Origin of the sequence: Klebsiella sp. 54, from assembly GCF_018223875.1 — a bacterium.
Classification (GTDB): domain Bacteria; phylum Pseudomonadota; class Gammaproteobacteria; order Enterobacterales; family Enterobacteriaceae; genus Klebsiella; species Klebsiella quasipneumoniae.
This window is the reverse complement of sequence record NZ_JAGRRA010000002.1, coordinates 637,685-662,725: the sequence shown is the minus strand read 5'-3', so window position 1 is coordinate 662,725 and position 25,041 is coordinate 637,685. Positions and strand designations below refer to the sequence as shown.

At 58.8% G+C, this 25,041-nt stretch carries 26 protein-coding genes and 1 riboswitch; of the genes, 13 read left to right on the top strand and 13 right to left on the bottom strand.

The genetic code is table 11. From position 1 onward, the window contains the following. Positions 1–123: 123 nt before the first annotated feature. From rhlE to KHQ24_RS04840, 6 genes are all read right to left on the bottom strand, one after another. On the bottom strand, positions 124–1,479 hold the full coding sequence (gene rhlE, locus KHQ24_RS04865; protein ID WP_004886179.1) for an ATP-dependent RNA helicase RhlE: 1,356 nt from the start codon (positions 1,477–1,479) through the stop codon (positions 124–126). Positions 1,480–1,694: 215 nt separating this feature from the next. Then, complete coding sequence (locus KHQ24_RS04860) at positions 1,695–2,687, bottom strand: transketolase family protein (RefSeq protein WP_211777141.1); 993 nt, start codon at positions 2,685–2,687, stop codon at positions 1,695–1,697. Beyond that, positions 2,687–3,532, bottom strand: coding sequence for a transketolase (locus KHQ24_RS04855; RefSeq protein ID WP_049092359.1), 846 nt, complete (start codon positions 3,530–3,532; stop codon positions 2,687–2,689). Before KHQ24_RS04855 ends, KHQ24_RS04860 begins: the two co-directional genes overlap by 1 nt. A gap of 13 nt (positions 3,533–3,545) precedes the next feature. Then, positions 3,546–4,295 carry an SDR family NAD(P)-dependent oxidoreductase gene (locus tag KHQ24_RS04850; RefSeq protein ID WP_017900162.1) on the bottom strand — a complete coding sequence of 250 codons (750 nt, stop codon included), beginning with the start codon at positions 4,293–4,295 and terminating at the stop codon, positions 3,546–3,548. A gap of 50 nt (positions 4,296–4,345) precedes the next feature. Beyond that, positions 4,346–5,680, bottom strand: coding sequence for an MFS transporter (locus tag KHQ24_RS04845; RefSeq protein WP_004886173.1), 1,335 nt, complete (start codon positions 5,678–5,680; stop codon positions 4,346–4,348). 287 nt (positions 5,681–5,967) lie between these two features. Continuing rightward, positions 5,968–6,105: a hypothetical protein gene (locus KHQ24_RS04840; protein ID WP_032425862.1), complete on the bottom strand. Its 138-nt coding sequence runs from the start codon at positions 6,103–6,105 to the stop codon at positions 5,968–5,970. Here KHQ24_RS04840 and KHQ24_RS04835 point away from each other — a divergent pair. The 6 genes from KHQ24_RS04835 to KHQ24_RS04810 all read left to right on the top strand — a co-directional run bounded on the left by KHQ24_RS04835 (position 6,097) and on the right by KHQ24_RS04810 (position 12,839). Further along, positions 6,097–7,020, top strand: a complete 924-nt coding sequence (locus KHQ24_RS04835) for a LysR substrate-binding domain-containing protein (protein WP_023320018.1) — start codon at positions 6,097–6,099, stop codon at positions 7,018–7,020. The two genes, KHQ24_RS04840 and KHQ24_RS04835, sit on opposite strands and share 9 nt — an antisense overlap. Before the next feature lie 57 nt (positions 7,021–7,077). Next, positions 7,078–7,752 (top strand): transcriptional regulator CecR, encoded by a 675-nt coding sequence (gene cecR / locus KHQ24_RS04830; protein WP_085956527.1) that lies wholly within the window; start codon positions 7,078–7,080, stop codon positions 7,750–7,752. Then, positions 7,752–8,747, top strand: a complete 996-nt coding sequence (hlyD, locus tag KHQ24_RS04825; protein WP_065696739.1) for a secretion protein HlyD — start codon at positions 7,752–7,754, stop codon at positions 8,745–8,747. The genes cecR and hlyD overlap by 1 nt, the downstream gene beginning before the upstream one ends. Then, a complete protein-coding gene (locus KHQ24_RS04820) occupies positions 8,740–10,479 on the top strand; it encodes an ATP-binding cassette domain-containing protein (protein ID WP_032455747.1) in 1,740 nt (579 codons plus the stop codon). Before hlyD ends, KHQ24_RS04820 begins: the two co-directional genes overlap by 8 nt. After that, entirely contained in the window at positions 10,469–11,602 is a 1,134-nt protein-coding gene (locus KHQ24_RS04815; protein WP_004886164.1) for an ABC transporter permease, read from the top strand. Before KHQ24_RS04820 ends, KHQ24_RS04815 begins: the two co-directional genes overlap by 11 nt. A gap of 130 nt (positions 11,603–11,732) precedes the next feature. Beyond that, positions 11,733–12,839: an ABC transporter permease gene (locus KHQ24_RS04810; protein ID WP_004886162.1), complete on the top strand. Its 1,107-nt coding sequence runs from the start codon at positions 11,733–11,735 to the stop codon at positions 12,837–12,839. Here the strand turns inward: KHQ24_RS04810 and KHQ24_RS04805 are convergent. Then, positions 12,801–13,211 (bottom strand): YbhQ family protein, encoded by a 411-nt coding sequence (locus KHQ24_RS04805; RefSeq protein ID WP_012542390.1) that lies wholly within the window; start codon positions 13,209–13,211, stop codon positions 12,801–12,803. The two genes, KHQ24_RS04810 and KHQ24_RS04805, sit on opposite strands and share 39 nt — an antisense overlap. A gap of 131 nt (positions 13,212–13,342) precedes the next feature. Between KHQ24_RS04805 and KHQ24_RS04800 the strand changes: the two genes are divergently transcribed. From KHQ24_RS04800 to KHQ24_RS04790, 3 genes are read left to right on the top strand one after another with little or no spacing between them, the layout of a single operon-like run. Next, positions 13,343–14,104 carry an endonuclease/exonuclease/phosphatase family protein gene (locus KHQ24_RS04800; RefSeq protein ID WP_004886158.1) on the top strand — a complete coding sequence of 254 codons (762 nt, stop codon included), beginning with the start codon at positions 13,343–13,345 and terminating at the stop codon, positions 14,102–14,104. After that, positions 14,101–15,345: a cardiolipin synthase ClsB gene (gene clsB, locus KHQ24_RS04795; RefSeq protein ID WP_004886156.1), complete on the top strand. Its 1,245-nt coding sequence runs from the start codon at positions 14,101–14,103 to the stop codon at positions 15,343–15,345. Before KHQ24_RS04800 ends, clsB begins: the two co-directional genes overlap by 4 nt. Next, positions 15,342–16,307 carry a lysylphosphatidylglycerol synthase transmembrane domain-containing protein gene (locus KHQ24_RS04790; RefSeq protein WP_017900169.1) on the top strand — a complete coding sequence of 322 codons (966 nt, stop codon included), beginning with the start codon at positions 15,342–15,344 and terminating at the stop codon, positions 16,305–16,307. Before clsB ends, KHQ24_RS04790 begins: the two co-directional genes overlap by 4 nt. Before the next feature lie 416 nt (positions 16,308–16,723). On the opposite strand, the gene KHQ24_RS04785 is transcribed toward KHQ24_RS04790, so the two are convergent. The 6 genes from KHQ24_RS04785 to moaA all read right to left on the bottom strand — a co-directional run bounded on the left by KHQ24_RS04785 (position 16,724) and on the right by moaA (position 20,186). Then, positions 16,724–17,428: a Bax inhibitor-1 family protein gene (locus KHQ24_RS04785; protein WP_004886153.1), complete on the bottom strand. Its 705-nt coding sequence runs from the start codon at positions 17,426–17,428 to the stop codon at positions 16,724–16,726. Positions 17,429–17,473: 45 nt separating this feature from the next. Further along, positions 17,474–17,926: a molybdopterin synthase catalytic subunit MoaE gene (gene moaE / locus KHQ24_RS04780; RefSeq protein WP_004886150.1), complete on the bottom strand. Its 453-nt coding sequence runs from the start codon at positions 17,924–17,926 to the stop codon at positions 17,474–17,476. A gap of 1 nt (position 17,927) precedes the next feature. After that, entirely contained in the window at positions 17,928–18,176 is a 249-nt protein-coding gene (moaD, locus tag KHQ24_RS04775) for a molybdopterin synthase sulfur carrier subunit (RefSeq protein ID WP_004886145.1), read from the bottom strand. Next, the gene (gene moaC, locus KHQ24_RS04770; protein WP_004886142.1) at positions 18,169–18,657 is read right to left on the bottom strand and encodes a cyclic pyranopterin monophosphate synthase MoaC; all 489 of its coding nucleotides are present in this window, start codon (positions 18,655–18,657) and stop codon (positions 18,169–18,171) included. The genes moaD and moaC overlap by 8 nt, the downstream gene beginning before the upstream one ends. 3 nt (positions 18,658–18,660) lie before the next feature. Then, positions 18,661–19,173: a molybdenum cofactor biosynthesis protein B gene (moaB, locus tag KHQ24_RS04765; RefSeq protein ID WP_004886139.1), complete on the bottom strand. Its 513-nt coding sequence runs from the start codon at positions 19,171–19,173 to the stop codon at positions 18,661–18,663. Between the two features lie 23 nt (positions 19,174–19,196). Beyond that, on the bottom strand, positions 19,197–20,186 hold the full coding sequence (gene moaA, locus KHQ24_RS04760; protein ID WP_017900173.1) for a GTP 3',8-cyclase MoaA: 990 nt from the start codon (positions 20,184–20,186) through the stop codon (positions 19,197–19,199). After that, positions 20,174–20,312: riboswitch (molybdenum cofactor riboswitch) on the bottom strand. (Overlaps the previous gene by 13 nt.) Before the next feature lie 208 nt (positions 20,313–20,520). Here moaA and yvcK point away from each other — a divergent pair. From yvcK to pmrB, 4 genes are all read left to right on the top strand, one after another. Next, positions 20,521–21,426 (top strand): uridine diphosphate-N-acetylglucosamine-binding protein YvcK, encoded by a 906-nt coding sequence (gene yvcK, locus KHQ24_RS04755; protein WP_004886135.1) that lies wholly within the window; start codon positions 20,521–20,523, stop codon positions 21,424–21,426. Between the two features lie 103 nt (positions 21,427–21,529). Then, entirely contained in the window at positions 21,530–23,170 is a 1,641-nt protein-coding gene (gene eptA / locus KHQ24_RS04750; protein ID WP_004886132.1) for a phosphoethanolamine transferase EptA, read from the top strand. Then, the gene (gene pmrA / locus KHQ24_RS04745) at positions 23,170–23,841 is read left to right on the top strand and encodes a two-component system response regulator PmrA (protein WP_004886130.1); all 672 of its coding nucleotides are present in this window, start codon (positions 23,170–23,172) and stop codon (positions 23,839–23,841) included. Before eptA ends, pmrA begins: the two co-directional genes overlap by 1 nt. A 3-nt stretch (positions 23,842–23,844) precedes the next feature. Further along, the gene (gene pmrB / locus KHQ24_RS04740) at positions 23,845–24,942 is read left to right on the top strand and encodes a two-component system sensor histidine kinase PmrB (RefSeq protein WP_004886129.1); all 1,098 of its coding nucleotides are present in this window, start codon (positions 23,845–23,847) and stop codon (positions 24,940–24,942) included. Positions 24,943–25,041: the final 99 nt, after the last annotated feature.

Sequence of the window (25,041 nt, the reverse complement as noted above, 5' to 3'; positions counted from 1 at the left end):
TGCTGTGTGTGGAAGCGTGCTCGACAAATAGTGTAATGGAAAGAAAAAGGCCCGCCGCCGCGTAGCGGACAGACGGGCCTGAGCCGTGCTTAACCGCGTTATCGCGGCCCGGGCATCAGCCTGTTATTCGCCAGCCGGCTTACGCGGGCGACGGCGGCGCGGCGGTTTGCCGTCCTGAGTGCGCGCTTTCGGCGCCTCGCCGTCCTGACGACGCGGGGCGCTGCTCTGGCTGCGCGGCTGTCCACTGCGCCCCTGCCCCTGGCCGCCGCGTCCCTGCCCCTGACCACGACCGCCGCCGCGCTGCTGGCGACCGTTCTGGATAGGTTCGGCTTTAATCGACGGGTCCGGCTCATAGCCGGCAATCGCGATGCGCGGAATCTCTTTTTTCAGCAGGCGCTCGATATCGCGCAGCAGCTTGTGCTCATCGACGCACACCAGCGACAAGGCTTCGCCGGTGGCCGCCGCGCGACCGGTACGCCCAATACGGTGGACATAATCTTCCGGCACGTTCGGCAGCTCGTAGTTCACCACGTGCGGCAGCTCTTCGATATCCAGTCCGCGGGCGGCGATATCGGTCGCCACCAGCACGCGAATGCCGCCGGATTTAAAGTCGGCCAGCGCGCGGGTACGCGCCCCCTGGCTCTTGTTGCCATGGATCGCCGCGCTGCGGATGCCGTCTTTGTTGAGCTGCTCCGCGAGGTGGTTGGCGCCATGCTTGGTGCGGGTAAAGACCAGCACCTGCTGCCAGTTGCCTTCGCCGATAAGCTGCGACAGCAGTTCGCGCTTGCGGTTCTTATCAACAAAATGGACGTGCTGGGTGATCTGCTCGGAGGCGGTGTTGCGACGCGCCACTTCCACTTCCAGTGGGTTGTGCAGCAGTTTCTCCGCCAGGCCTTTGATCTCGTCGGAGAAGGTCGCCGAGAACAGCAAGTTCTGCCGACGCGGCGGCAGTTTCGCCAGTACGCGGCGGATGTCATGGATAAAGCCCATATCCAGCATGCGGTCCGCTTCATCCAGTACGAGGATTTCCACTTTATCGAGGCTGACGGCGTTCTGATGTTCGAGGTCCAGCAGACGGCCCGGGGTGGCGACGAGGATATCGACGCCGCCGCGCAGCTTCATCATCTGCGGGTTGATACTCACGCCGCCGAACACCACCAGCGAGCGAATATTCAGATATTTGCTGTAATCCCGCACGTTCTCGCCCACCTGCGCCGCCAGCTCGCGGGTCGGGGTCAGGATCAGCGCGCGCACCGGACGACGGCCCTTCGCGTGCGGCTCGTTCTGGATCAGGCGCTGCAGCAGCGGCAGAGTAAAGCCCGCCGTTTTACCGGTGCCGGTCTGGGCGCTGGCCATCAGGTCGCGGCCCTGCAGTACCGCCGGGATCGCCTGCTGCTGGATAGGGGTCGGCTCAACGTAGCCCTGCTCAGCGACAGCGCGCAGGATATCGGGATTCAGGCCAAGGGAATCAAAAGACATAACAACTCCGAACCGCCCCGGCCCGGTGAAGGGCGTAGTTTTCAGGGAGATTATTGCGATAAGAGATGGCAAAAACCACAATGCCATGAAGGGGCGCAGTCTAGCAGATTTTGTGACAGGCCGCATAAAATCTGTAAAAGAATGCCGCGCCTGGCTGGCGGGAGGAAGAAGGCCGCTGAGAGCGCTCAGCGGCCAGGCGCGTCGCCGCAGCGCGGTTAACGCAGACGATACTTAATCTTTTCGACGATCTTCGCGGTGGAGATGCCGTAGCGATCGTGGAGGGTCAGCAGCGCGCCGGCCAACAGAAACGCGTCAGGCAGACCAACGGTATCCATCTCGCAGCGAACCCCCTTGCGCATCAGCAGGGCGGCCACCGCCTCCCCTAACCCGCCGACAGCGGTGTGGTTTTCGGCGGTGACCACCAGCCGACCCGGCTTCGACGCCTGTTCAATAATCGCTTTTTCATCCAGCGGTTTGATGGTCGGCACGTGCAGGACCGCCACGCTGATATTATCGGCCCGCAGCTTTTCAACCGCCTCCAGGGCGCGCATGGTCATCAGCCCGGAGGAGATAATCAGCACGTCGTTGCCGTCCTCCAGCAGCTTCGCTTTGCCCAGTTCGAACTGATAGTCGTATTTATCCAGCACCAGCGGCACCTTCCCGCGCAGCAGACGCATATACACCGGACCCTGGTGATCGGCAATGGCCGGTACCGCCTGCTCAATCTCCAGCGCATCGCAGGGATCGACGATGACCATGCCTGGGATACCGCGCATGATCGCCAGATCTTCGGTGGCCTGATGGCTGGGGCCATAGCCGGTCGTCAGGCCCGGCAGCGCCGCGCAGATCTTGACGTTCAGATGTTCTTCAGCGATCACCTGATGAATAAAATCATAGGCGCGACGGGTCGCAAAGGCGGCATAGGTGGTGGCGAAGGGAATAAATCCCTCCTTCGCCATGCCTCCCGCCGCCGCCATCAGCAGCTGCTCCGCCATTCCCATCTGGAAAAAACGATCCGGGAAGGCCTGGGCGAAAATATGCAGGTCAGTATATTTTGACAGGTCCGCGGTCATACCGACGATTTCAGGGCGCTGCGCCGCCAGTTTCGACAGCGCGACGCCGAAGGGCGCAGAGACGGTCGCCTGGCCTTCATCGGCAATCGAAGCAATCATCGCCGACGTTTTTAAACGGGGTTTACTCTGGCTCATTACAGCACTCCTTCCGGTTTGTTAGCGTCCAGCACCGCAATCGCTTTTTGCCATTCGTCGGCATCGACGCGAATAAAATGGTTCTTATCGCGGGTTTCGAGGAACGGCACCCCTTTGCCCATCAGCGTGTCGCATAAAATGACCCGCGGCTGGTTGCCGGAATAACTTTTCGCGTTGTCAAAGGCGGCCATCACCGCCGGCAGATCGTTACCGTCTACGCGCTGTACGTACCACCCGAAGGCGGCCCATTTATCCTGCAGCGGCTCAAAGCCGAGGATCTTGCGTGAATCGCCGTCGGCCTGCTGTTTGTTGACGTCGACAAGGTTAATCAGGTTGCTCAGGCCATAGTGAGCCGCCGACATCGCCGCTTCCCAGGTCGAACCTTCGTCCAGCTCCCCATCGGACATCGAGTTGTAGACCCAGGCCGTGCTCTGTTTCTGCCGCAGGCCGAGCGCCATGCCGACGGCGATAGACAGTCCCTGCCCCAGCGAGCCGCCGGACATCTCCATCCCCGGGGTGTAGGTCGCCATGCCGGACATCGGCAGGCGGCTGTCGTCGGAGCCGTAGGTTTCCAGTTCCGCTTCCGGAATAATGCCCGCCTCCAGCAGCGCGGCATAATAAGCGATAGCGTAATGGCCATGAGAAAGCAGGAAGCGATCGCGCCCCTCCCACTCAGGATCTTCCGGGCGATAGGTCATGGCGTGGCTGAAGGCGGTAGCCAGCACATCGGCATATCCCAGCGCCTGGCCAATATAGCCCTGCCCCTGCACTTCACCCATTTGCAGGGCGTAGCGGCGGATACGCCACGCCGCCGCAGCGACTTTTTGTGATTCGGTGATCTTCATCTCTGTGCCTCGCTTAGTGAATTAACATGCCGCCGTTAACGTCCAGGGTGATACCGGTGGAGTAGGAAGAGAGGTCGCTGCCGAGGAACAGCGCGGCGCGGGCGATGTCCACCGCGTCGCCGAGGCGGTTCATCGGAATGCCGGCAAGAATATTGGCCGTCATCTCGTCCGTCAGCTTGCCGGCGGTGATGTCGGTCTGAATCAGCCCTGGGGTAATGCAGTTAACGCGGACGTTATCCGGGCCAAGTTCGCGCGCCATCGCTCGCGCCAGGCCGAGCACGCCGGCTTTTGCCGCGCTATAGTGCGGACCGCCGAAGATACCGCCGCCGCGCTGGGCGGAAACGGACGAGATGCAGACGATGCTGCCGGATTTTTGCGCCCTCATCGTGGGGATCACCGCCTGCGACATCAGCAGCGTGCCGCGCAGGCTGACATCGAGCACCGCGTCATAGTTGGCGCGTTTGATGTCCATCAGCTTCAGCGGCTGGGTGATCCCGGCGTTATTGACCAGCACATCGACCCGGCCGTATTTCGCCAAAATTTGTTCGATGGCCGCCTGCACCTGCACTTCGTCGGCGACGTTCGCCGCCAGGCCGAGATGGCCTTCGCCCAGTGCCGCCGCGGCGGTTTTACTGGCTTCGCCATTGAGGTCGATAATGACCACTTTCGCGCCGTTTTCGGCGAATAATTTCGCAGTCGCAAACCCCAAACCGCGTGCGGAGGCCGCGCCAGTAATAATGGCGACTTTATCTTTTAATAACATAGTTTCACTCCATGACATTACGTCATATTAATTAACAGGATCTATTTTCGTTATTGTGGCTCATCGAGGAAAAGAATCACCACCAAACCCAATGCGGCGCAGATACCAAAATAGGTAAATACAGAATTAAAGCTCCCCGTCTTATCCAGTAAGAAACCGGCCACCATCGGCGCTACAAATCCGCCGAGGTTACCGCCGCTATTTATAATAGAAGAGGCAATGGGATAAGTTTTCGTATCCGAAACCGCCATACCGTAGGCGGTAAAAGCCGGCCAGCCGATATTCAAACAGAAACCGACAAAGAATAAACCAATACAGACCGCCAGGGTGCTTGCCGGTATATTTAGCATAATTAACATCATGACTACGGTTGATACCGCTGTGAATATCATGGTGGGTTTGCGCCGGCGGCCTAATAATTTATCCGAAATCCATCCGCCGCCAATCGCGCCAATAAAGCCGCCAATGCACGGCATACTGGCTACGAAGCCCATACTCATCACATCGAAACCGCGCTCTTTCACTAAATACAGCGGAATCCAGGTTAATAACCCATATAACACGCTGACCATCATAAAATAGGCCAGGCAGTCTCCGAGAATATTTTTTGAGGTAAATAAGCCCTTCGCCGTATCCACAGGCGCCATTTTTTTCACCCGGATAATTTTATCCAGCCAGGTGAAGCGATCGGCGATTAATATATTTTCGCGTACACCGTCGTTATGATGGCTGTCGCGCCCGGCGTTAATCTCTGCCAGTTCGCTTTGAGATACAAATCCGCTCTCCGCGGGCTTTGACTTGACCAACAGGTACCACGCTATCGCCGCCACGATCCCGGGAATGGCAAAGGAGAAAAAGACCCACCGCCAGCCCCAGGTCACCGCAATCCACACCGCCAGCGGCGGCACGATAATCGGCGCAAACATGGTCGCCGCGATGTAAACGCCGGTTGCTGTGGCTTTCTCTTTCGGCGGAAACCAGTTATTTATCGTCGACGCCAGCCCCACCGGGCAGGGACCTTCGCTCAGCCCCAAGCCCAGCCGCACCAGCTTCAGACCAAACACGGAGCTCACCGTGCCCATCAGCCAGGTAAAAGCGGAAAAGCCGAAAATGGATAGCGAAACCAGCCCCCGGGTGCCGCGTCTGGCGATGAAAAAGCCGGCCGGGATCTGGCTGACCGCATAGCCGAGGAAAAACATACTGGCAATCGCTCCGGCCTCAAAATTATTGATATGAAATTCATCAATGATAAACGGCAGTACCGCGCCGATATTCGTTCTGTCGGCGTAATTGATGGCATACACCAGGAAAATCATCGTCAAAACCACAAAACGATATTTTGTTTTCCTGGCGTCAGTACAGACCAGCGTATCTATACGTGACATAGGGTTTCCTCATCTTATACCTCATCCACTTCGCCGTAGGTTGCCGTCTGGGTCGCCGCGTTTCACGCGCCCCGGCGCAACAAGAGAGACATGTCTTTTTGCACAGCGAAACAGGTGGTTAGGTGTTTTATTATTACGATCCAAGCGCATCGCAGTTTGTGATCAGGCCTGTGAGGGGAATATAACAACCCAAAAATGAAAAGGTATTCAAAAAAGCTCAATTATGATTGAAAAAATTGAGTTAGTGACTCCCCGCAAATTTTTAGCGTTTACTGAGAGGCGTGCTTTTAACAAGATAAATTGTTAAGCCCATCACAAATTAAAATGGTTTTTTCGCTTTTCCCTGGGCTGTTCATCACGGCTGCGCCACGCTGTTCGCCATTTTCTTTTATTCGCGCCTCGCGCAGGATGCCGCCATGAGTCAACCACTGCCCAATAAAAATCTGCCGATGCCCTCTTTACGCAATATCCAGGCTTTTATTGAAGTCGCCGCGACCGGCAGCCTCAATCTGGCCGCAGAGAATCTCAACATTACCGCCTCGGCGGTCAGCCATCAGATAGCCAGTCTGGAGCACTTGCTGGGAAAAAAACTGTTCTCCCGCAGCAGCAAAGGTGTGATGTTAACCGCGGTGGGAGAAAAATATCTCAAAGAGGTCTCCGGAGCGCTGAATATGATTGGCCAGGCCACCAGCCAGGTGATTAACGATATTCATCAGGATTATTTACGCATTCACTCGGCGCCGAGCTTCGGCCTGCTGTGGCTAATGCCGCGGCTGGATAAATTCCGTCAGGCGTGGCCGGAGTTAAAAATCAGCCTCACCTGCTCTTACGAAAGCATCCAGTTTTCCCGGGATAATATTGATATCGATATTCGCCACGGGCTGTCGCAGTGGCCGACGCTGCTGGTCAGAACCATTAAAAATGAGTGCGTCCTGCCCTACAGCGCCGCCTCTTATTTAACCCGCCATGCGGTTCACGCCCCGGAAGATCTGCTGGCCTGCGATCTGATCCATTCCGACAGCACCTTAATTAACTGGAGCAACTGGCTGTCGTGGCACAAGGTCCGCGGCTGGCACAAAAACTTTATCTTTAATTTCGACCGGTCGTACATGAGCATCGAGGCGGCCCGGATGGGGATGGGGGTGATCCTGGAAAGCAATCTGCTGGCCGGCGGCCATGTGCGCCAGGGACAGCTGACGCCGGTGTTTGCCGACGAACGGAGCATGCCGGTCGGCGCGCACCACTTCGTCCTTCCCCACGCTAATGAACAGAAGGAAAAAGTGCAGCGCTTCTTCGCCTGGGTCGCCGGGGAGCTAGAGGAAGACGGCTTTCATATTTAGCCCTGGCGGGTGGACAAAGCGCCAGTCGACGCCTAAAGTTAATCAATCGATTGATTAATTTTTAAGAGCGCGATGACCAGTAAAGGCGAACAGGCAAAAAGTCAGCTTATCGCGGCCGCTATCGCCCAGTTTGGCGAGTACGGCCAGCACGCCACCACCCGCGACATCGCCGCCCAGGCCGGGCAGAATATCGCCGCTATCACCTACTATTTTGGCTCGAAAGACGACCTGTATCTCGCCTGCGGCCAGTGGATCGCCGATTTTATCGGTGACAATTTTCGCCCGCACGCCGAAGCGGCGGAGGCCCTGCTCGCCGGAGAGTCGCCGGATCGCCAGGCGATCCGCGCCCTTATCCTCAGCGCCTGCCATAACATGATCCTGCTGCTGACCCAGGAGGATACGGTCAACTTGAGCAAATTTATTTCCCGGGAACAGCTGGCGCCCACCGCTGCGTACCATCTGATCCACCAGCAGGTGATCGCCCCCCTGCACCACTATCTCACCCGGCTAATCGCCGCCTGGACCGGCCGCGATGCCGGTGATACGCAAATGATCCTTCATACCCACGCCCTGCTGGGCGAGGTGCTCGCTTTCCGTCTCGGGCGTGAAACTATCCTGCTGCGCACCGGCTGGACGCAGTTTGACGCGCAAAAAACCGAACAGATTTTTGAGGTCATTACCTGTCATATCGATTTCATCCTGCATGGGTTATCGCAAAGGAGTTTGGGCTGATGAAAAAACCCGTCGTCGTCATTCTGCTGATCGTGATTCTTCTCGCCGCGCTGGGCGGCGGCTGGTGGTGGTACCAGAGCAGCCGGCAGCAGCCGCTGACCCTGTATGGCAATGTCGATATCCGCACCGTCAATATGAGCTTCCGCGTCGGCGGCAGGCTGGCCTCGCTGACCGTCGACGAAGGCGACAGCATCCGCGCCGGGCAAACCCTCGGCGCGCTTGACCGAGCTCCCTATGAAAACGCCCTGCTGCAGGCGCAGGCCAACGTCTCCACCGCCCAGGCGCAGTATGACCTGATGATGGCCGGCTACCGCTCGGAAGAGATTGCCCAGGCCGCGGCGGCGGTAAATCAGGCGCAGGCCGCTTACGACTACGCGCAAAACTTTTATCAGCGCCAGCTGGGTTTACGCGCCAGCAGCGCCATTTCCGCCAACGATCTGGAGAACGCCCGCTCCTCGCGCGACCAGGCGCAGGCAACGCTGAAGTCAGCGCAGGATAAACTGCGTCAATACCGCGCCGGCAACCGTCCGCAGGAGATAGCCCAGGCCAAAGCCAGCCTCGAACAGGCGCAGGCAGCGCTGGCGCAGGCCAAACTGGACCTGCACGATACGGTGCTGACCGCCCCTTCCGACGGCACGCTGATGACCCGCGCCGTCGAGCCCGGCACCATGCTCAACGCCGGCAGCACGGTGCTGACGCTGTCATTAACCCATCCGGTATGGGTCCGAGCCTACGTTGATGAGACAAACCTCGGCCAGGCGCAGCCGGGACAAGAGGTGTTGCTCTATACCGACAGCCGGCCGGATAAGCCCTATCACGGCAAAATCGGCTTTGTCTCGCCAAGCGCTGAGTTCACGCCGAAGACTGTCGAGACGCCGGACCTGCGCACCGATCTGGTCTATCGTCTGCGTATTGTGGTGACCGATGCCGACGACGCCCTGCGCCAGGGGATGCCGGTGACCGTCTCCTTTAACCACGGGAACGGACATGAGTGAGGCCGTCATCGCCTTAAACGGCCTGAGCCGCCGTTTCCCCGGGATGGACAGGCCAGCGGTGGCGCCGCTGACCTGTACGATCCGCGCCGGCTACGTCACCGGGCTGGTAGGCCCCGACGGCGCAGGGAAAACCACCCTGATGCGGATGCTCGCCGGGTTGCTCAAGCCTGATGAGGGCAGCGCCAGGGTGATCGGCTTTGATCCGCTAAAAGACGACAGCGCTCTGCACGCGGTGCTCGGCTATATGCCGCAGAAGTTCGGCCTGTATGAAGATCTGACGGTGATGGAAAACCTGACCCTGTACGCCGACCTGCGCAGCGTCACCGGCGAGGCACGGAAGAAAATTTTCGACCGCCTGCTGGATTTTACCGCCCTTGGCCCGTTCACCGAACGGCTGGCGGGCAAGCTCTCCGGCGGTATGAAGCAAAAACTGGGGCTCGCCTGTACCCTTGTGGGTGACCCGAAGGTGCTGCTGCTGGATGAACCCGGCGTCGGCGTCGACCCGATCTCCCGCCGCGAGCTATGGCAGATGGTGCACGAGCTGGCCGGCGACGGCATGTTGATCCTGTGGAGCACCTCTTATCTCGATGAAGCCGAGCAGTGTCGCGATGTGCTGCTGATGAACGAAGGCAAATTGCTTTATCAAGGAGAGCCGACGGCCCTGACGCAAACCATGGCCGGGCGCAGCTTTCTGGTCTCCAGCCCGCAGGAGAACAACCGCCGCCTGCTGCAGCGGGCGCTGAAGCTGCCGCAGGTTAGCGACGGCGTGATTCAGGGCAAATCGGTGCGTCTGATCCTGAAAAAGGAGGCCCGCATCGATGAGGTTCAGGAACATGACGATATGCCGCCGCTGCAGGTGGCCGACACCGCGCCGCGCTTTGAAGACGCCTTTATCGACCTGCTTGGCGGCGCCGGCACCGCCGAATCGCCGCTGGGGGCGATTATCCATCGCGTTGACGGCAGTAAAGACGAAACGGTGATTGAGGCGCAGTCGCTGACGAAAAAATTTGGCGATTTCGCCGCCACCGACCACGTCGATTTCCAGGTCAAGCGCGGCGAGATCTTCGGCCTGCTCGGCCCCAACGGCGCCGGTAAATCCACCACCTTCAAAATGATGTGCGGCCTGCTGGTGCCCACCTCCGGCAAAGCGCTGGTGCTGGGGATGGATCTTAAGGTCAGCTCCGGCAAGGCGCGTCAGCATCTGGGCTATATGGCGCAAAAATTTTCGCTGTACGGCAACCTCAGCGTCGAGCAGAACCTGCGCTTTTTCTCCGGCGTCTACGGCCTGCGCGGTCGGGCGCAAAATGACAAAATCGCCCGCATGAGCGATGCCTTCGGTCTGAACAGCATTGCCCGCCACGCCGCCGACGAGCTGCCGCTCGGCTATAAGCAGCGGCTGGCGTTGGCCTGCTCGCTGATGCATGAGCCAGACATTCTGTTTCTCGACGAACCCACCTCCGGGGTCGATCCCCTCACTCGTCGCGAATTCTGGTTGCATATCAACAGCATGGTGGATAAAGGGGTGACGGTGATGGTCACCACTCACTTTATGGATGAGGCGGAGTATTGCGACCGCATTGGGCTGGTCTATCACGGCAAGCTTATCGCCAGCGGCACCCCGGACGCGCTGAAGGCCCAGGCGGCGGATGACAACCAGACGGACCCGACCATGGAGCAGGCGTTTATTACCCTGATTAACCGTTGGGATAAGGAGAATGGCCATGAGCAGTAACCTTCTCTCCTGGCGACGGGTCCGCGCCCTGTGCGTGAAAGAGACCCGGCAGATCGTCCGCGATCCCAGCAGCTGGCTGATTGCGGTGGTGATCCCGCTATTGCTGCTGTTTATCTTCGGCTACGGCATTAACCTCGACTCCAGCAAGCTGCGGGTGGGGGTTCTGCTGGAGCAGCAGAGCGAAGAGGCGCTGGATTTCGTCCATACCATGACCGGCTCACCCTACATCGACGCCACCGTCAGCGATAATCGCCAGCAGTTAATTCAGCTGATGCAGGCCGGTCGCATCCGCGCCATGGTGGTCATTCCGGTGGACTTCGACCGCCAGATGGCCCGCCCCGGCGCCAGCGCGCCGCTCCAGCTCATCACCGACGGCAGCGAGCCCAATACCGCTAACTTCGCCCAGGGCTACGTGGAGGGGATCTGGCAGATCTGGCAGCAGCAGCGGGCGGAAGATCGCGGCGAGACCTTTGAACCGCTGATCGACGTGCAGATGCGCTACTGGTTTAACCCGGCGGCTATCAGCCAGCACTTTATTATCCCCGGGGCGATCACCATTATCATGACCGTAGTCGGCGCGATACTGACCTCGCTGGTGGTGGCGCGCGAATGGGAGCGCGGCACCATGGAGGCGCTACTGTCGACGGAGATCACCCGCGCCGAACTGCTGCTGTGCAAGCTCATTCCCTACTACTTCCTCGGCATGCTGGCGATGCTGCTGTGTATGCTGGTGTCAGTATTTATTCTCGGCGTGCCCTATCGCGGTTCGCTGCCGATCCTGTTTGTCATCACCAGTCTGTTTTTGCTCAGCACCCTGGGGATGGGGCTGCTTATCTCAACCATTACCCGCAACCAGTTTAACGCCGCGCAGGTGGCGCTGAACGCCGCGTTTTTACCGTCGATTATGCTGTCCGGGTTTATTTTCCAGATAGATAGTATGCCGGCGGTGATCCGCGCCGTGACCTACGTGATCCCGGCGCGCTATTTCGTCAACACCCTGCAAAGCCTGTTTCTGGCGGGCAATATTCCAGTGGTACTGCTGGTGAATGTGCTGTTTTTGATTGCTTCGGCGGTGATGTTTATCGGTCTGACATGGTTGAAAACCAAGCGGCGTCTGGATTAGGTTTTGCCCGGTGGCGCTGTGCTGACCGGGCCTACGGTTTAACCAACATCGATTATACGGTTCGCCGATCCTCCCAGGCCGGGCAAACGCAGTGCCGCCCGGCGTTGTTGAATGGGCCAAAGGAGCTATTATGTTTCACCGTTTATGGACATTGATTCGCAAAGAGCTGCAGTCGCTGCTGCGCGAACCACAGACGCGGGCAATTTTAATCATGCCGGTGCTGATTCAGGTGCTGCTGTTTCCCTTTGCCGCGACGCTGGAGGTGACCAACGCCACCATCGCCATCTACAACGAAGACAGCGGTCGCCACGCGGTGGAACTCACTCAGCGCTTCGCCCGCGCCAAAGCCTTTACCCACGTTCTGCTGCTGAAAAGCCCGCAGGCGATCCAGCCGACCATCGATGAACAAAAAGCCCTGCTGGTGGTGCGCTTCCCGGCGGATTTCTCTCGCAACCTCGACAACTATCAAACCGCCCCGCTGCAGCTCCTGCTCGACGGGCGCAACTCCAACAGCGCGCAAATCGCCGCCAACTATCTGCAACAGGTCGTGAAAAATTATCAGCAGGAACTGCTGGAGGACAAAGCGAAGCCGAACAACAGCGAACTGGTGGTGCGCAACTGGTATAACCCGAATCTCGACTACAAATGGTTCGTGGTGCCGTCGCTCATCGCCATGATCACCACCATCGGAGTGATGATCGTCACCTCGCTGTCGGTGGCCCGCGAGCGCGAGCAGGGCACCCTCGATCAGCTGCTGGTCTCGCCCCTCGCCACCTGGCAAATCTTTGTCGGTAAAGCGGTACCGGCGCTGATCGTCGCCACCCTGCAGGCGACTATCGTGCTGGCGATTGGTATCTGGGCCTATCAGATCCCGTTTGCCGGCTCGCTGCTGCTGTTCTATTTCACCATGGTGATTTACGGTCTGTCGCTGGTGGGATTTGGCTTATTGATCTCATCGCTATGTTCAACGCAACAGCAGGCGTTTATTGGCGTGTTCGTCTTTATGATGCCGGCGATTCTTCTCTCCGGCTATGTTTCACCGGTGGAAAACATGCCGCAGTGGCTGCAGGATCTGACGTGGATAAACCCGATCCGCCACTTTACCGATATCACCAAGCAAATTTATTTGAAGGATGCGAGTCTGGAGATTGTGTGGGGAAGTTTGTGGCCGCTACTGGTCATAGCGGCCACCACCGGCTCAGCGGCGTATGCGATGTTCCGAAGAAAGATTGCGTAATTTTTTATCTTTCGCCAGCAGCGAGACCACCGCCGGGCCTGCCAGTATCACCAGCCCGGCGAGAGCCAGCAGCAGGTTGTTGTGCAGTACGCGCGACAGCAGCCACAGCGCTATCATGGCGGCGCCGAAGTACCAGGTGGTGGTGAGCTCCTCAAGGAAGTCTCCCACATCGCGCCAGCGCGCCTCATGGTGACGCTGCAGAAACAGCATCGCCAGCAGCGTGACGCTGTAGAGGACGCACAGCCCTAATCCGACGCGCACCAGCGCGCCGCTCATCCATCCCATCACCAGCACTGCCACGACCAGTAGATGCAACATAATCTGCCAGCAACTAAGACCTGTTGCGACGCGTACACGTTGTTGCCACTTCATGGCTTCTCTCCTGAAGGATTTTTCTCTGCTACTCAGAGTACCGCACTTTACGGAAAATTCCGTATCACCGCATCTTTTTGTGACGTCTACTACACTATTTTATTCAGGAAAGTGACATTTACTGGAGAATTATGGCTGAGCCAACGTCGGGATTTTCGTTGAACGTGCTGACAATTAACACCCATAAAGGCTTTACGGCGTTTAATCGGCGTTTTATTTTGCCCGAGCTGCGCGAAGCCGTTCGCAGCGTCAGCGCTGACATAGTTTGCCTGCAGGAAGTGATGGGCGCTCACGAAGTTCACCCGCTGCATATCGAAAACTGGCCAGATAAGACCCATTACGAATTTCTTGCCGACACCATGTGGAGCGACTACGCCTACGGGCGCAACGCGGTCTATCCGGAAGGTCACCACGGGAATGCCGTGCTGTCGCGCTTCCCGATTGAATACTATGAAAATCGCGATATCTCGGTCGGCAATGGGGAGAAACGCGGCCTGCTGTACTGCCGCATCGTACCGCCGCAGAGCGGCGTTACGATTCACGTCATTTGCGTCCATCTCGGACTGCGTGCCGACCAGCGGCAGGCGCAGCTGGCGATGCTGGCGGAGTGGGTCAATACCCTGCCCGCCGGCGAGCCGGTGGTGGTGGCCGGAGATTTTAACGACTGGCGTCAGCAGGCTAACCAGCCGTTAAAGGCCCAGGCAGGGCTGGAAGAGATCTTTACCCGCGCCCGCGGACGGCCGGCGCGCACCTTTCCGGTCAGTTTTCCGCTGCTGCGCCTCGATCGCATTTACGTCAAGAACGCCCACGCCAGCCGCCCGAAGGCGCTGGCCCTCAAACAGTGGCGGCATCTGTCCGATCATGCCCCCCTTAGCGTGGAGATTCATTTGTGAAATGTCGTTGGCAGGAAGGCAACCGCATTACGCTACTGGAGAACGGCGACCAGTACTATCCGGCGCTGTTTGCGGCCATCGGTCGCGCCAGCCGGCGGGTGATCCTCGAATCCTTTATCTGGTTTGAAGATGAGGTCGGCTGGCGGCTGCACGCGGTTCTGCTGAAGGCAGCACGCCGCGGCATCCAGGTGGAAGTGCTGCTTGACGGCTACGGCTCGCCGGATCTTAGCGATGAGTTTGTCGGTGAACTGACCGCCGCGGGGGTGATTTTCCGCTATTACGACCCGCGCCCTAAGCTGATGGGAATGCGTACCAACCTGTTCCGTCGTATGCACCGTAAAATCGTGGTGATCGACGACACCACCGCCTTTGTCGGCGGCATCAACTACTCCGCCGAACATATGAGCGACTATGGCCCGGAGGCCAAACAGGATTACACGGTGCAGGTCGAAGGGCCGGTGGTGCTCGATATTCTGCAGTTCGAACTGGAGAATCTGCCCAACAGCGAAACCGCCCGCCGCTGGTGGCGCCGTCGTCGCCATCAGCCGGAGATCAACCAGACCCCCGGCGAGGCGCAGGCGCTGTTCGTCTGGCGCGATAACCAGGATCACCGCGACGATATCGAACGCCACTACCTGAAGATGCTGACCAGCGCCCGCCGGGAGGTGATAATCGCGAACGCCTATTTTTTCCCCGGCTACCGTCTGTTGCATGCGATGCGCAATGCCGCGCGGCGCGGGGTGCGGGTGAAGCTGATCGTCCAGGGCGAACCGGATATTCCGATTGTGAAGTTCGGCGCCCACCTGCTCTACCACTACCTCGTCAAAGGCGGCGTGCAGATCTACGAATATCGCCGCCGTCCGCTGCATGGCAAAGTCGCCCTCGCGGACGACCACTGGGCCACCGTCGGGTCGAGCAACCTCGATCCGCTCAGCCTGTCGTTGAATCTGGAAGCCAATCTGATCATCCACGACCGGGTGTTTAACCAGACGCTGCGCGATAATCTTAACGGGCTTATCGCCCGGGATTGTCAGCGGATCGATAAAACGATGCTGCCGAAACGCAACTGGTGGCGGCTGGGGGTGAGCGTGATGGCCTTCCACTTTCTGCGCCACTTTCCGGCGTGGGTCGGCTGGCTGCCGGCCCATACTCCGCGGCTGGCCAGGGTCAGCCCGCCGGTGCAGCCGGAGATTGAAACTCAGGATCGCGTCGAGTCACCTACCAGGGATAATCCACTATGAGCAAATCGCACCCTCGCTGGCGGATGGCAAAAAGAGTGCTGACCGTACTCTTTTTTATCGCCGTGATCGTCCTGCTGGTGATTTACGCGCAGAAGGTCGACTGGCAGGAAGTATGGAAGGTGATCCGCGGCTACGATCGGCTGGCCTTGTTCAGCGCCATTGCGCTGGTCATCGTCAGCTATCTGATCTACGGCTGCTACGATCTGCTTGGCCGGGCCTATTGTGGGCATAAGCTGGCGAAACGCCAGGTGATGCTGGTGTCGTTTATCTGCTATGCCTTCAACCTGACCCTCAGCACCTGGGTCGGCGGCATCGGCATGCGCTACCGGTTGTACTCGCGGCTGGGGCTCAACGGCGGCACCATCACCCGTATTTTTTCATTAAGCATCACCACCAACTGGCTGGGCTATATCCTGCTCGGTGGGGTGATATTTACAGCGGATCTGGTGAAGCTGCCGCCGCACTGGTACATCAGTCAGACCACTCTGCGCATTATCGGCGGAGTGATGCTGTTTCTCACGCTGTGCTATCTGTTTGGCTGCGCCTTCGCCAAACGCCGTCACCTGACGATCAAAGGTCAGCGGCTGGTGCTGCCCTCCTGGCGATTCGCGCTGCTGCAGATGGGGGTCTCGGCGGCGAACTGGATGGCGATGGGGGCGATCATCTGGCTGCTGTTGGGCAGCGAGATTAACTATTTCCTTGTATTGGGGGTACTGCTGGTGAGCAGTATCGCCGGGGTGATTATCCACATTCCGGCCGGGATTGGCGTGCTGGAGGCGGTGTTCATCGCCATGCTCTCCGGGGAAGAGATTTCGAAGGGAGCGATCATCGCCGCTCTCCTCGCCTGGCGCGCGCTCTATTATTTCCTGCCGCTGCTGCTGGCGACGGTGGCCTATTTGCTGCTGGAGAGTCGGGCGAAAAAGTTGCGGCAAAAGAACCAGCGCAAGCTGGCCCGCGAATGAAATCGCCCGGCGGCGCTGCGCTTGCGCGGACCTACTGGGTCTGAGCCTGTGAAAGGAGCCTGTAGGCCGGGTAAGGCGTAGCCGCCACCCGGCAATACCACGGGTACCGTGCCTGACGTCTCGCCCGGCGGCGCTGCGCTTGCGCGGACCAACGGGGTCTGAGCCTGTGAGAGGGTCCTCCAGGCCGGGTAAGGCGCAGCCGTCACCCGGCAACATCACGGGTACCGCGCCTGACGTCTCGCCCGGCGGCGCTGCGCTTGCGCGGACCAACGGGGTCTGAGCCTGTGAGAGGAGCCTGTAGGCCGGGTAAGGCGCAGCCGCCACCCGGCAATACCACGGGTACCGTGCCTGACGTCTCGCCCGGCGGCGCTGCGCTTGCCGGGCGATCGGGGATGCAACCCTTTGATATAAACAGGTTAGCGGCGGTTGCCCATAATACGCAGCAGCATCAGGAACAGGTTGATGAAATCCAGATACAGCGTTAAGGCGCCGAGGATCGAGTATTTACGCAGATTGGCGCTGTCGCGGGTATCAATCTGCTCGCCGATGTTTTTCAGCTTCTGGGTATCGTAGGCGGTCAGGCCGACAAACAGCACCACCCCGATGTAGGTCACGGCCCACATCAGCGCCTCGCTCTTCAGCCACAGGTTAACCAGCGACGCCAACACGATGCCAATCAGCCCCATAAACAGCATGCTGCCGAAGCCGCTCAGGTCGCGCTTGGTGGTGTATCCGTACAGACTCATCGCCCCGAACATCCCGCCGGTGACCACAAAGGTGCTGGCGATGGAGGAGTAGGTGTAGGCGATAAAAATGCTCGACAGCGTCAACCCGGTGAGCGCCGAATAGAGCATAAACAGGGTGGTCGCCATCCCGGGGCTCAGCCGGTGCACCATCCCCGACAGCACAAACACCAGCGCCAGCTGGGCGATGATCAGCCCGAAAAAGGTGATTTTGCTCGAAAAGACGAACATCATCACCGCCGGGGTATTCGCCGCAAACCACGCGATAAACGCCGTCAGCAGCAGGCCGACCGTCATCCAGCCGTACACCTGCGCCATATAAGTCTGCAGGCCGCTGCGGCCCTGCACTATTGAATCGGAACGCGGATATCTGTCCATGACTCTCTCCTGATTAACAAAGTTTCACTCTGTAAGCGTATCACACTACCAGCGCTCTGCCGCCTGACGATCGCTGTCGCGGGCATCGACCCAGCGCTCGCCCTCCGGTGTCGCCTCGCGTTTCCAGAACGGCGCGCGGGTTTTCAGGTAGTCCATCATAAACTCGCCGGCGGCGAAGGCGCTGCCGCGGTGGGCGCTGGTGACGCCGACAAACACAATCTCTTCCCCCGGCCACATTTCGCCGATGCGATGGATAATGGTCACCCGGCCCAGCGGCCAGCGCTCGCGCGCCTGGTCGACAATCTCCGCCAGCGATTTCTCGGTCATCCCCGGATAGTGCTCAAGAGTCAGCGCTTTCACGCTGTCGCCGAGGTTGTGATTGCGCACTTTGCCGGTGAAGGTAACCACCGCGCCGTCTTCATCGCGTTCGGCCAGCCAGAGATACTCCTCGCCAACGCTAAAGCGCGCCGGGCTAACGACGATACGAGTTTGCGTCATGTCAGCCCCCGGTGACCGGTGGGAAGAACGCCACTTCATCCCCGCTGGCGACAGGATGGTCAAAGGCGGTCAGCGTCTGGTTAACCGCCGCCAGCAGCTTGCCCTCCTCCAGGGCCAGCGCCCAGCGATCGCCGCGAGCGGCAAGCTGCTGACGCACAGCCTCAACGGTGGCCAGCTCGCTGGCGTCGAGAGTCAGCGAATCAGTCCCCACCAGCTCGCGCACCTGGGCAAAAAACAGAACCTTAATCATGGCGTTCGTCCACCTTAAAATCGCCGGACTTGCCGCCGCTTTTCGCCAGCAGGCGCACCGGGCCAATCACCATATCCTTCTGCACCGCCTTGCACATATCGTAAATGGTCAGCGCGGCAACCGAGGCGGCGGTAAGGGCTTCCATCTCGACGCCGGTTTTGCCGGTCAGGCGGCAGAGCGATTCGATGCGCACCCGGTTATGTTCCGGCTGCGCCTGCAAATTGACTTCCACTTTGCTGAGCATCAGCGGATGACACAGCGGGATCAGCTCCCAGGTGCGCTTGGCCGCCTGAATCCCGGCGATCCTCGCCGTGGCGAAAACGTCGCCTTTATGATGGCTGCCGTCGATAATCATCGCCAGGGTTGTCGCCTGCATCTCGACATAAGCCTCGGCGCGCGCTTCGCGTACCGTTTCCGCTTTGCCGGAGACATCCACCATATGGGCTTCGCCCGCGGCGTTAATATGGGTCAGTTGTGACATACATTATTTCTTCAGGTGAGGAATAAAATTACAAGGACGGGTGCGGGCATCCAGCTGCGGGGCAATGATGTTGTCCCACGCCGTGCGGCAGGCTTTCGTCGAGCCCGGCATAGCGAAGATCAGCGTGTGGTTAGCGACGCCGGCCACGGCCCGGGACTGCAGCGTCGAGGTGCCGATCTCTTCGAACGACAGCATGCGGAACACTTCGCCAAAACCTTCCACCTCACGGTCAAACAGCGGCAGCAGCGCTTCCGGCGCCTGGTCCCCTTCGGTGAACCCGGTCCCGCCGGTGATCAGCACCACCTGAACCTCATCGCTGGCGATCCACACCGATACCTGGGCGCGGATGGCGTAGCGGTTCTCTTTGACTATCGCCTTATCGACGACATGGTGCCCCGCCTCCTGCGCCGCCTCACGCAGCCAGTGGCCGGAAGTGTCGTCCGCTTCGCCGCGACGACTGGAAACGGTAAGAATAGCAATACGGGTCGGAATAAACTCAGCGCTAGCCTGGCTCATCTGAATGCTCCTTTCGAAAACGATTATCCGCCAATATAGGACAGGTTCTGCGTAATACCGGTGTTGCCCTGATGCAGGAAATGGGTCTGCTTTTTATGGGTTAAGGCTTCGGCGATCCGCGCTTCCAGCGCGGCCTGCTGCCGATCATCGGCCATCAGGTCGCGCAGGTCGACGCCGCCTTCGCCAAACAGGCACAGGTGCAATTTGCCGACGGAGGAGACGCGCAGACGGTTGCAGGTGGCGCAGAAGTCTTTTTCGTACGGCATGATGAGGCCGATCTCGCCGGCGTAGTCCGGATGACAAAAGACCTGCGCCGGACCATCGCTTCGCTGGCGGATCTGGTGGATCCAGCCGCGACGCAGCAGCTCGTCGCGCAACACCATGCCGGAGAGATGGTGACGGCGGAACAGGTCGCTGCCCTCGCCGGTTTCCATCAGCTCAATAAAACGCAGCTGAATACGACGCGGCTGGATCCAGGCGAGGAAGGTATCAAGCTGATGATGATTAACATCGCGCATCAGTACGGTATTCACCTTCACCTTGTCAAAGCCCGCGGCGAAGGCGGCGTCAATCCCGTCCATCACCTGGTGGAATTTATCCTGGCCGGTGATGGCATGGAACTGGCGGGCGTCGAGGCTATCGACGCTGACGTTGATCGCCGTCAGCCCGGCATCGCGCCAGCGTTCGACATCGCGCGCCAGGCGATAACCGTTAGTGGTGACGGCAATCTGACGGATCGCCGGGTTTTCACGCACGGCGGCGATGATCTCGGTGAAGTCACGGCGCAGGGAGGGTTCCCCACCGGTGAGGCGAACTTTTTCAGTGCCTAGCGCGGAGAAAGCGCGCGTGACCCGGCGCACTTCGTCTACGCTAAGAAAGCCGTTGTTATTGACGGCGCCGGGCTTGTAGCCATCCGGCAGGCAGTAGGTGCAACGGAAATTGCACACATCGGTAATCGACAGACGCAGGTAATAAAACTTACGCGCGAATGCATCGGTAAGCTGTGAGGCCATATACACCTTTCCAAATACGGGAGACGCGGTCATTTCTTCCCACGCCCTGGCGACAACCGGCGGCGTCGCGGCCAAACCGCCATATCTTTTGACACAGGCGAAGAGGCTAGAGTGTTAACAGGTTATGCCGATAGTAGCGCGTTCCAGGCGGTTTCGCCATTTGCGATTTCGCTATATATTCTTGTATATATCGCTACCTTCGTGCATTTTCGCTACAGAATAGCCATAAATCATCTTTTTGCCTTGATATCGGTCAGTTTGTCGGGCTCCTCCCATCGTCTTTTAGGGGTAGATCGGGTAGTGTGTGGCCGTTTATATGAAATAAGGAATTTCTATGCGCAATCGTACATTCGCTGACCTGGATCGGGTGGTGGCGCTCGGCGGCGGGCATGGTCTGGGTCGGGTAATGTCCTCCCTGTCCTCGCTGGGCTCACGGCTGACTGGCATTGTGACCACCACCGACAACGGGGGATCCACCGGGCGGATCCGCCGCTCGGAAGGCGGCATTGCCTGGGGCGATATGCGCAACTGCATCAATCAGTTAATCGCCGAGCCGAGCGTGGCGTCGGCGATGTTTGAGTACCGTTTTAGCGGCAATGGCGAGCTTTCCGGCCATAACCTGGGAAATCTGATGTTAAAGGCGCTGGATCACCTCAGCGTGCGGCCGTTGGAAGCGATCAATTTGATCAGAAACCTGCTCAAAGTGGACGCTTTTCTTATTCCGATGTCGGAACAACCGGTGGATTTGATGGCGCTCGATCATGAAGGCCATGAAGTTTACGGTGAAGTCAATATCGATCAGCTCGATAGCGTGCCGCAGGAGCTGATGCTCACCCCGCCGGTACCGGCCACCCGTGAGGCGGTGGAGGCCATCGCCGAAGCCGATCTGATCCTTATCGGCCCGGGCAGTTTCTATACCAGCCTGCTGCCAATCCTGCTGCTTGACGAGATGGCCCAGGCGCTGCGTCGCACTCCGGCGCCAATGGTGTTTATCGATAACCTCGGCAAAGAGCACAGCCCGGCCGCGAGGCTGTCGCTGGCGGAGCGCATCGCAATTATGGAGCGCTATGTGGGCAAGCGGGTGGTGGATGCGGTTATCGCCGGCCCAAAAGCCGATATCAGCGGCATCGACAACAGGCTGGTAATTCAGACGCCGCTGGAAGCCAGCGACGTTCCCTATCGCCATGACCGGGCGCTGCTTCGCGGGGCGCTGGAGAAAGCGCTCCAGCTGCCGGGCTGATCCTGCGCGCCGGAGGATCGGCTTTCGGCGCACCTTAAAATCTTAAGGTTGTCTTAAAACAGAGCTGGCATTATACCCATATCTCTTTCTGTAGGTAGGTGTTATGTCTTTATTGCCTCTGCGTCGGCCCGTTCTCAGCCGCACAACGTATCTGATTCTCTTTGCTTGCTATATCGGTATCTTTCTCAACCTGGCTTTTTATCGCCAGGTTTTCCCGCTACTGCCGGTAAATAGCCTGCATAACTGGCTGGTATTCCTCAGTATGCCAATCGTGGCCATTTGCGTGATGAATATCCTCACCACCCTCGCCTCGTTCCTGAAGCTGGACCGGCTGGTGATTAGCCTTTTTATTCTACTCAGCGCTTCGGCTCAGTACTTTATCTGGTCCTTCGGCGTGGTGATTGACCGTTCGATGATCGCCAATATCTTCGATACCACACCGGCGGAAAGCTTCGCTCTGCTGTCGACGAAAATGGTCATCGTGCTTGGAGTTTCCGGCCTGTTGATGGTTCTGGTGGCCTGGTGGATTAAAGTTCGTAAACCTGCCTCTTTCTGGCGCGGCGCGGCGATGCGTCTGCTCAATATCGCCGTTTCGGCACTACTGATAATTCTGGTGGCCGCGCTGTTCTACAAAGATTACGCCTCGGTGTTCCGTAACAACAAAGAGCTGGTGAAATCCCTGAGCCCCTCCAACAGCATTGTGGCGCTGAACTCCTGGTATGCGCACCATCGCATGGACAACCTGCCGCTGGTGAAGATTGGCGAAGATGCCACGCAGAAACCGGTTATGCATAACGGTCCCCGTAAGAACCTGACGATTGTGGTGCTCGGCGAGACTTCGCGAGCGGATAACTTCTCACTGGGCGGCTACGATCGGGAGACTAACCCGCGCCTGCAACAGGACAACGTGGTGTACTTCCCGAAAACCACCTCCTGCGGCACAGCAACTGCGGTTTCCGTGCCCTGCATGTTCTCCAATATGCCGCGCGCGCGCTACGACGAAGAGCTGGCCCATCACCAGGAAGGCGTCCTGGATATTCTGCAGCGCGCTGGCATCCAGGTGCTGTGGAACGACAACGATGGCGGCTGCAAGGGGGCATGCGATCGGGTACCGCACCAGAACGTGACCGATCTGAAGCTAACCGGACAGTGCATCGACGGCGAGTGCTACGACGACGTGCTGTTCCATAATCTCGACAGCTATATCGATAACCTGCAACAGGATGGCATTATTGTGCTGCATACCATCGGTAGCCACGGCCCAACCTATTACAATCGCTATCCGGCTGAATTCAAAAAATTCACCCCAACCTGCGATACCAATGAAATCCAAAGTTGTACGCAGCAACAGTTGACCAATACCTACGATAACACCATTCTGTATGTCGACTATGTCGTTGATAAAGCGATAAAACTACTGCAATCTAAACAGGACAAATTCACCACTAGCCTGGTTTATTTGTCCGACCACGGCGAATCGCTGGGCGAAAATGGCGTCTATTTGCATGGTCTGCCGTACTCCATTGCGCCGGATACGCAAAAGCACGTGCCCATGCTGCTGTGGCTGTCGCCGGATTACCAGCAACGTTACGGTGTTTCCAGCCAGTGTTTGCAACAACAGGCTAAGACGAAGGATTATTCACAAGATAATCTGTTCTCCACCCTGCTCGGCCTGCTCGGCGTCAGCACCCACGAGTACCAGGCGGCAGATGATATTTTAACGCCATGTAGAGAGGCTGGTTGATGAAAATCTTAGTCATTGAAGACGATGCGCTGCTGTTGCAGGGGTTGATACTGGCGATGCAAAGTGAAGGATACGTGTGCGACGGCGTCTCCACGGCGCACGAAGCGGCGCTGTCGCTGGCCAGCAATCACTACAGCCTGATCGTACTCGACCTCGGCCTGCCGGACGAAGACGGCCTACATTTTCTCGCCCGTATGCGGCGGGAGAAAATGACCCAGCCGGTGCTGATCCTCACCGCCCGCGATACCCTTGAGGATCGCATTAGCGGTCTCGACACCGGCGCGGATGACTATCTGGTGAAACCCTTTGCCCTGGAAGAGCTAAACGCGCGCATTCGCGCCCTGCTCCGTCGGCATAATAATCAGGGCGATAACGAAATCAGCGTCGGCGATCTGCGCCTCAACGTCACCCGCCGCCAGGTGTGGCTCGGTGAGACGGCGCTGGATCTGACGCCGAAGGAGTATGCCCTGCTGTCGCGGCTGATGATGAAAGCCGGCAGCCCGGTACATCGTGAGATCCTCTACAACGATATCTACAGCTGGGACAATGAGCCAGCGACCAATACCCTGGAAGTGCATATCCATAACCTGCGCGATAAGATTGGCAAATCGCGGATCCGCACCGTCAGGGGCTTCGGCTATATGCTGGCTAACCACATCGATACGGAATAGACCATGGCTCTGTTTGCAACCGAAAACTGGACCATGCGTCACCGGCTGCTGTTGACCATCGGCGCCATTCTGGTGGTCTGCCAGCTGATCAGCGTCTTCTGGCTATGGCATGAGAGCAAAGAGCAGATCCAGCTGCTGGTGGCCAGCGCCATCGAAGGGCACAACAACCAGAAGCATGTGGAGCATGAGGTTCGGGAAGCGGTCGCCAGCCTGCTGGTGCCGAGCCTGCTGATCGTGGGTCTGGCGCTGTATATCAGCATGCTGGCGGTACGCAAAATCACCCGCCCGCTGTCACGTCTGCAAAGCGAGCTGGAGAGTCGTACCCCGGACAACCTCACCCCCATCGTGCTCAGCGAATCGGTGCCCGAGGTGACGGCGGTGACCACCGCCCTGAATCAGCTGGTTTCCCGCCTCAATCTGACTCTCGATCGCGAACGGCTGTTTACCGCCGACGTGGCGCACGAGCTGCGCACCCCGCTGGCCGGGCTGCGGCTGCACCTTGAGCTGCTGGCGAAAGTGCACGGCATGGGCGTCGACCCGCTGATCCAGCGGCTCGACCAGATGACCACCAGCATTTCGCAGCTGCTGCAGCTGGCGCGCGTCGGTCAGTCCTTTTCCGCCGGCAGCTATCAGCAGGTGCTGCTGCTGGATGACGTGGTCAAACCGCTGCAGGATGAGCTGGAGACCATGCTGGCCGAGCGCCAGCAACGGCTGCTGCTGACGGATGTCGAAAGCGAGGCCGTCGTCTCTGGCGACGCGACGCTCATCCGCGTCATTCTGCGCAATCTGGTGGAGAATGCCCATCGCTACAGCCCGCAAGGGTCGACGATCCGCGTGTCGGTGAAAGCGGGTCTGATGCCGGTGATGGCAGTGGAAGATGAAGGACCGGGGATTGATGAGGCGAAAAGCGGCGAACTCAGTAAGGCCTTCGTGCGCATGGACAGTCGCTACGGCGGTATAGGGCTAGGACTGAGCATCGTCACGCGCATCGCTCAGCTGCATGACGCCCAGTTCTTTTTACATAACCGCCAGCCGGGGCCAGGGGTCCGCGCGTGGGTGTTATTCCCGCGGCGCGGGGGTCAGAACGTCAGCACCCACTGATGGAAGAAGGCAACAATAATGACCAGGGCGGTGGCGACCGCCAGATATTCACGGAAGTTGATTTTTTGCATGGGCGCTATCCTCATCAGGTTGAGGATA

What these genes read in the sequence shown, in the direction of transcription:
- moaE (WP_004886150.1), bottom strand. Translation starts at nt 17,926, where the DNA reads ATGACGCAAACTCGTATCGTCGTTAGCCCGGCGCGCTTTAGCGTTGGC.
- yvcK (WP_004886135.1), top strand. Translation starts at nt 20,521, where the DNA reads ATGCGCAATCGTACATTCGCTGACCTGGATCGGGTGGTGGCGCTCGGC.
- pmrB (WP_004886129.1), top strand. Translation starts at nt 23,845, where the DNA reads ATGGCTCTGTTTGCAACCGAAAACTGGACCATGCGTCACCGGCTGCTG.
- hlyD (WP_065696739.1), top strand. Translation starts at nt 7,752, where the DNA reads ATGAAAAAACCCGTCGTCGTCATTCTGCTGATCGTGATTCTTCTCGCC.
- KHQ24_RS04860 (WP_211777141.1), bottom strand. Translation starts at nt 2,687, where the DNA reads ATGAGCCAGAGTAAACCCCGTTTAAAAACGTCGGCGATGATTGCTTCG.
- moaC (WP_004886142.1), bottom strand. Translation starts at nt 18,657, where the DNA reads ATGTCACAACTGACCCATATTAACGCCGCGGGCGAAGCCCATATGGTG.
- KHQ24_RS04835 (WP_023320018.1), top strand. Translation starts at nt 6,097, where the DNA reads ATGAGTCAACCACTGCCCAATAAAAATCTGCCGATGCCCTCTTTACGC.
- moaD (WP_004886145.1), bottom strand. Translation starts at nt 18,176, where the DNA reads ATGATTAAGGTTCTGTTTTTTGCCCAGGTGCGCGAGCTGGTGGGGACT.
- moaA (WP_017900173.1), bottom strand. Translation starts at nt 20,186, where the DNA reads ATGGCCTCACAGCTTACCGATGCATTCGCGCGTAAGTTTTATTACCTG.
- moaB (WP_004886139.1), bottom strand. Translation starts at nt 19,173, where the DNA reads ATGAGCCAGGCTAGCGCTGAGTTTATTCCGACCCGTATTGCTATTCTT.
- KHQ24_RS04790 (WP_017900169.1), top strand. Translation starts at nt 15,342, where the DNA reads ATGAGCAAATCGCACCCTCGCTGGCGGATGGCAAAAAGAGTGCTGACC.
- KHQ24_RS04850 (WP_017900162.1), bottom strand. Translation starts at nt 4,295, where the DNA reads ATGTTATTAAAAGATAAAGTCGCCATTATTACTGGCGCGGCCTCCGCA.
- KHQ24_RS04845 (WP_004886173.1), bottom strand. Translation starts at nt 5,680, where the DNA reads ATGTCACGTATAGATACGCTGGTCTGTACTGACGCCAGGAAAACAAAA.
- KHQ24_RS04785 (WP_004886153.1), bottom strand. Translation starts at nt 17,428, where the DNA reads ATGGACAGATATCCGCGTTCCGATTCAATAGTGCAGGGCCGCAGCGGC.
- KHQ24_RS04815 (WP_004886164.1), top strand. Translation starts at nt 10,469, where the DNA reads ATGAGCAGTAACCTTCTCTCCTGGCGACGGGTCCGCGCCCTGTGCGTG.
- pmrA (WP_004886130.1), top strand. Translation starts at nt 23,170, where the DNA reads ATGAAAATCTTAGTCATTGAAGACGATGCGCTGCTGTTGCAGGGGTTG.
- KHQ24_RS04805 (WP_012542390.1), bottom strand. Translation starts at nt 13,211, where the DNA reads ATGAAGTGGCAACAACGTGTACGCGTCGCAACAGGTCTTAGTTGCTGG.
- KHQ24_RS04855 (WP_049092359.1), bottom strand. Translation starts at nt 3,532, where the DNA reads ATGAAGATCACCGAATCACAAAAAGTCGCTGCGGCGGCGTGGCGTATC.
- KHQ24_RS04800 (WP_004886158.1), top strand. Translation starts at nt 13,343, where the DNA reads ATGGCTGAGCCAACGTCGGGATTTTCGTTGAACGTGCTGACAATTAAC.
- eptA (WP_004886132.1), top strand. Translation starts at nt 21,530, where the DNA reads ATGTCTTTATTGCCTCTGCGTCGGCCCGTTCTCAGCCGCACAACGTAT.
- KHQ24_RS04820 (WP_032455747.1), top strand. Translation starts at nt 8,740, where the DNA reads ATGAGTGAGGCCGTCATCGCCTTAAACGGCCTGAGCCGCCGTTTCCCC.
- KHQ24_RS04810 (WP_004886162.1), top strand. Translation starts at nt 11,733, where the DNA reads ATGTTTCACCGTTTATGGACATTGATTCGCAAAGAGCTGCAGTCGCTG.
- rhlE (WP_004886179.1), bottom strand. Translation starts at nt 1,479, where the DNA reads ATGTCTTTTGATTCCCTTGGCCTGAATCCCGATATCCTGCGCGCTGTC.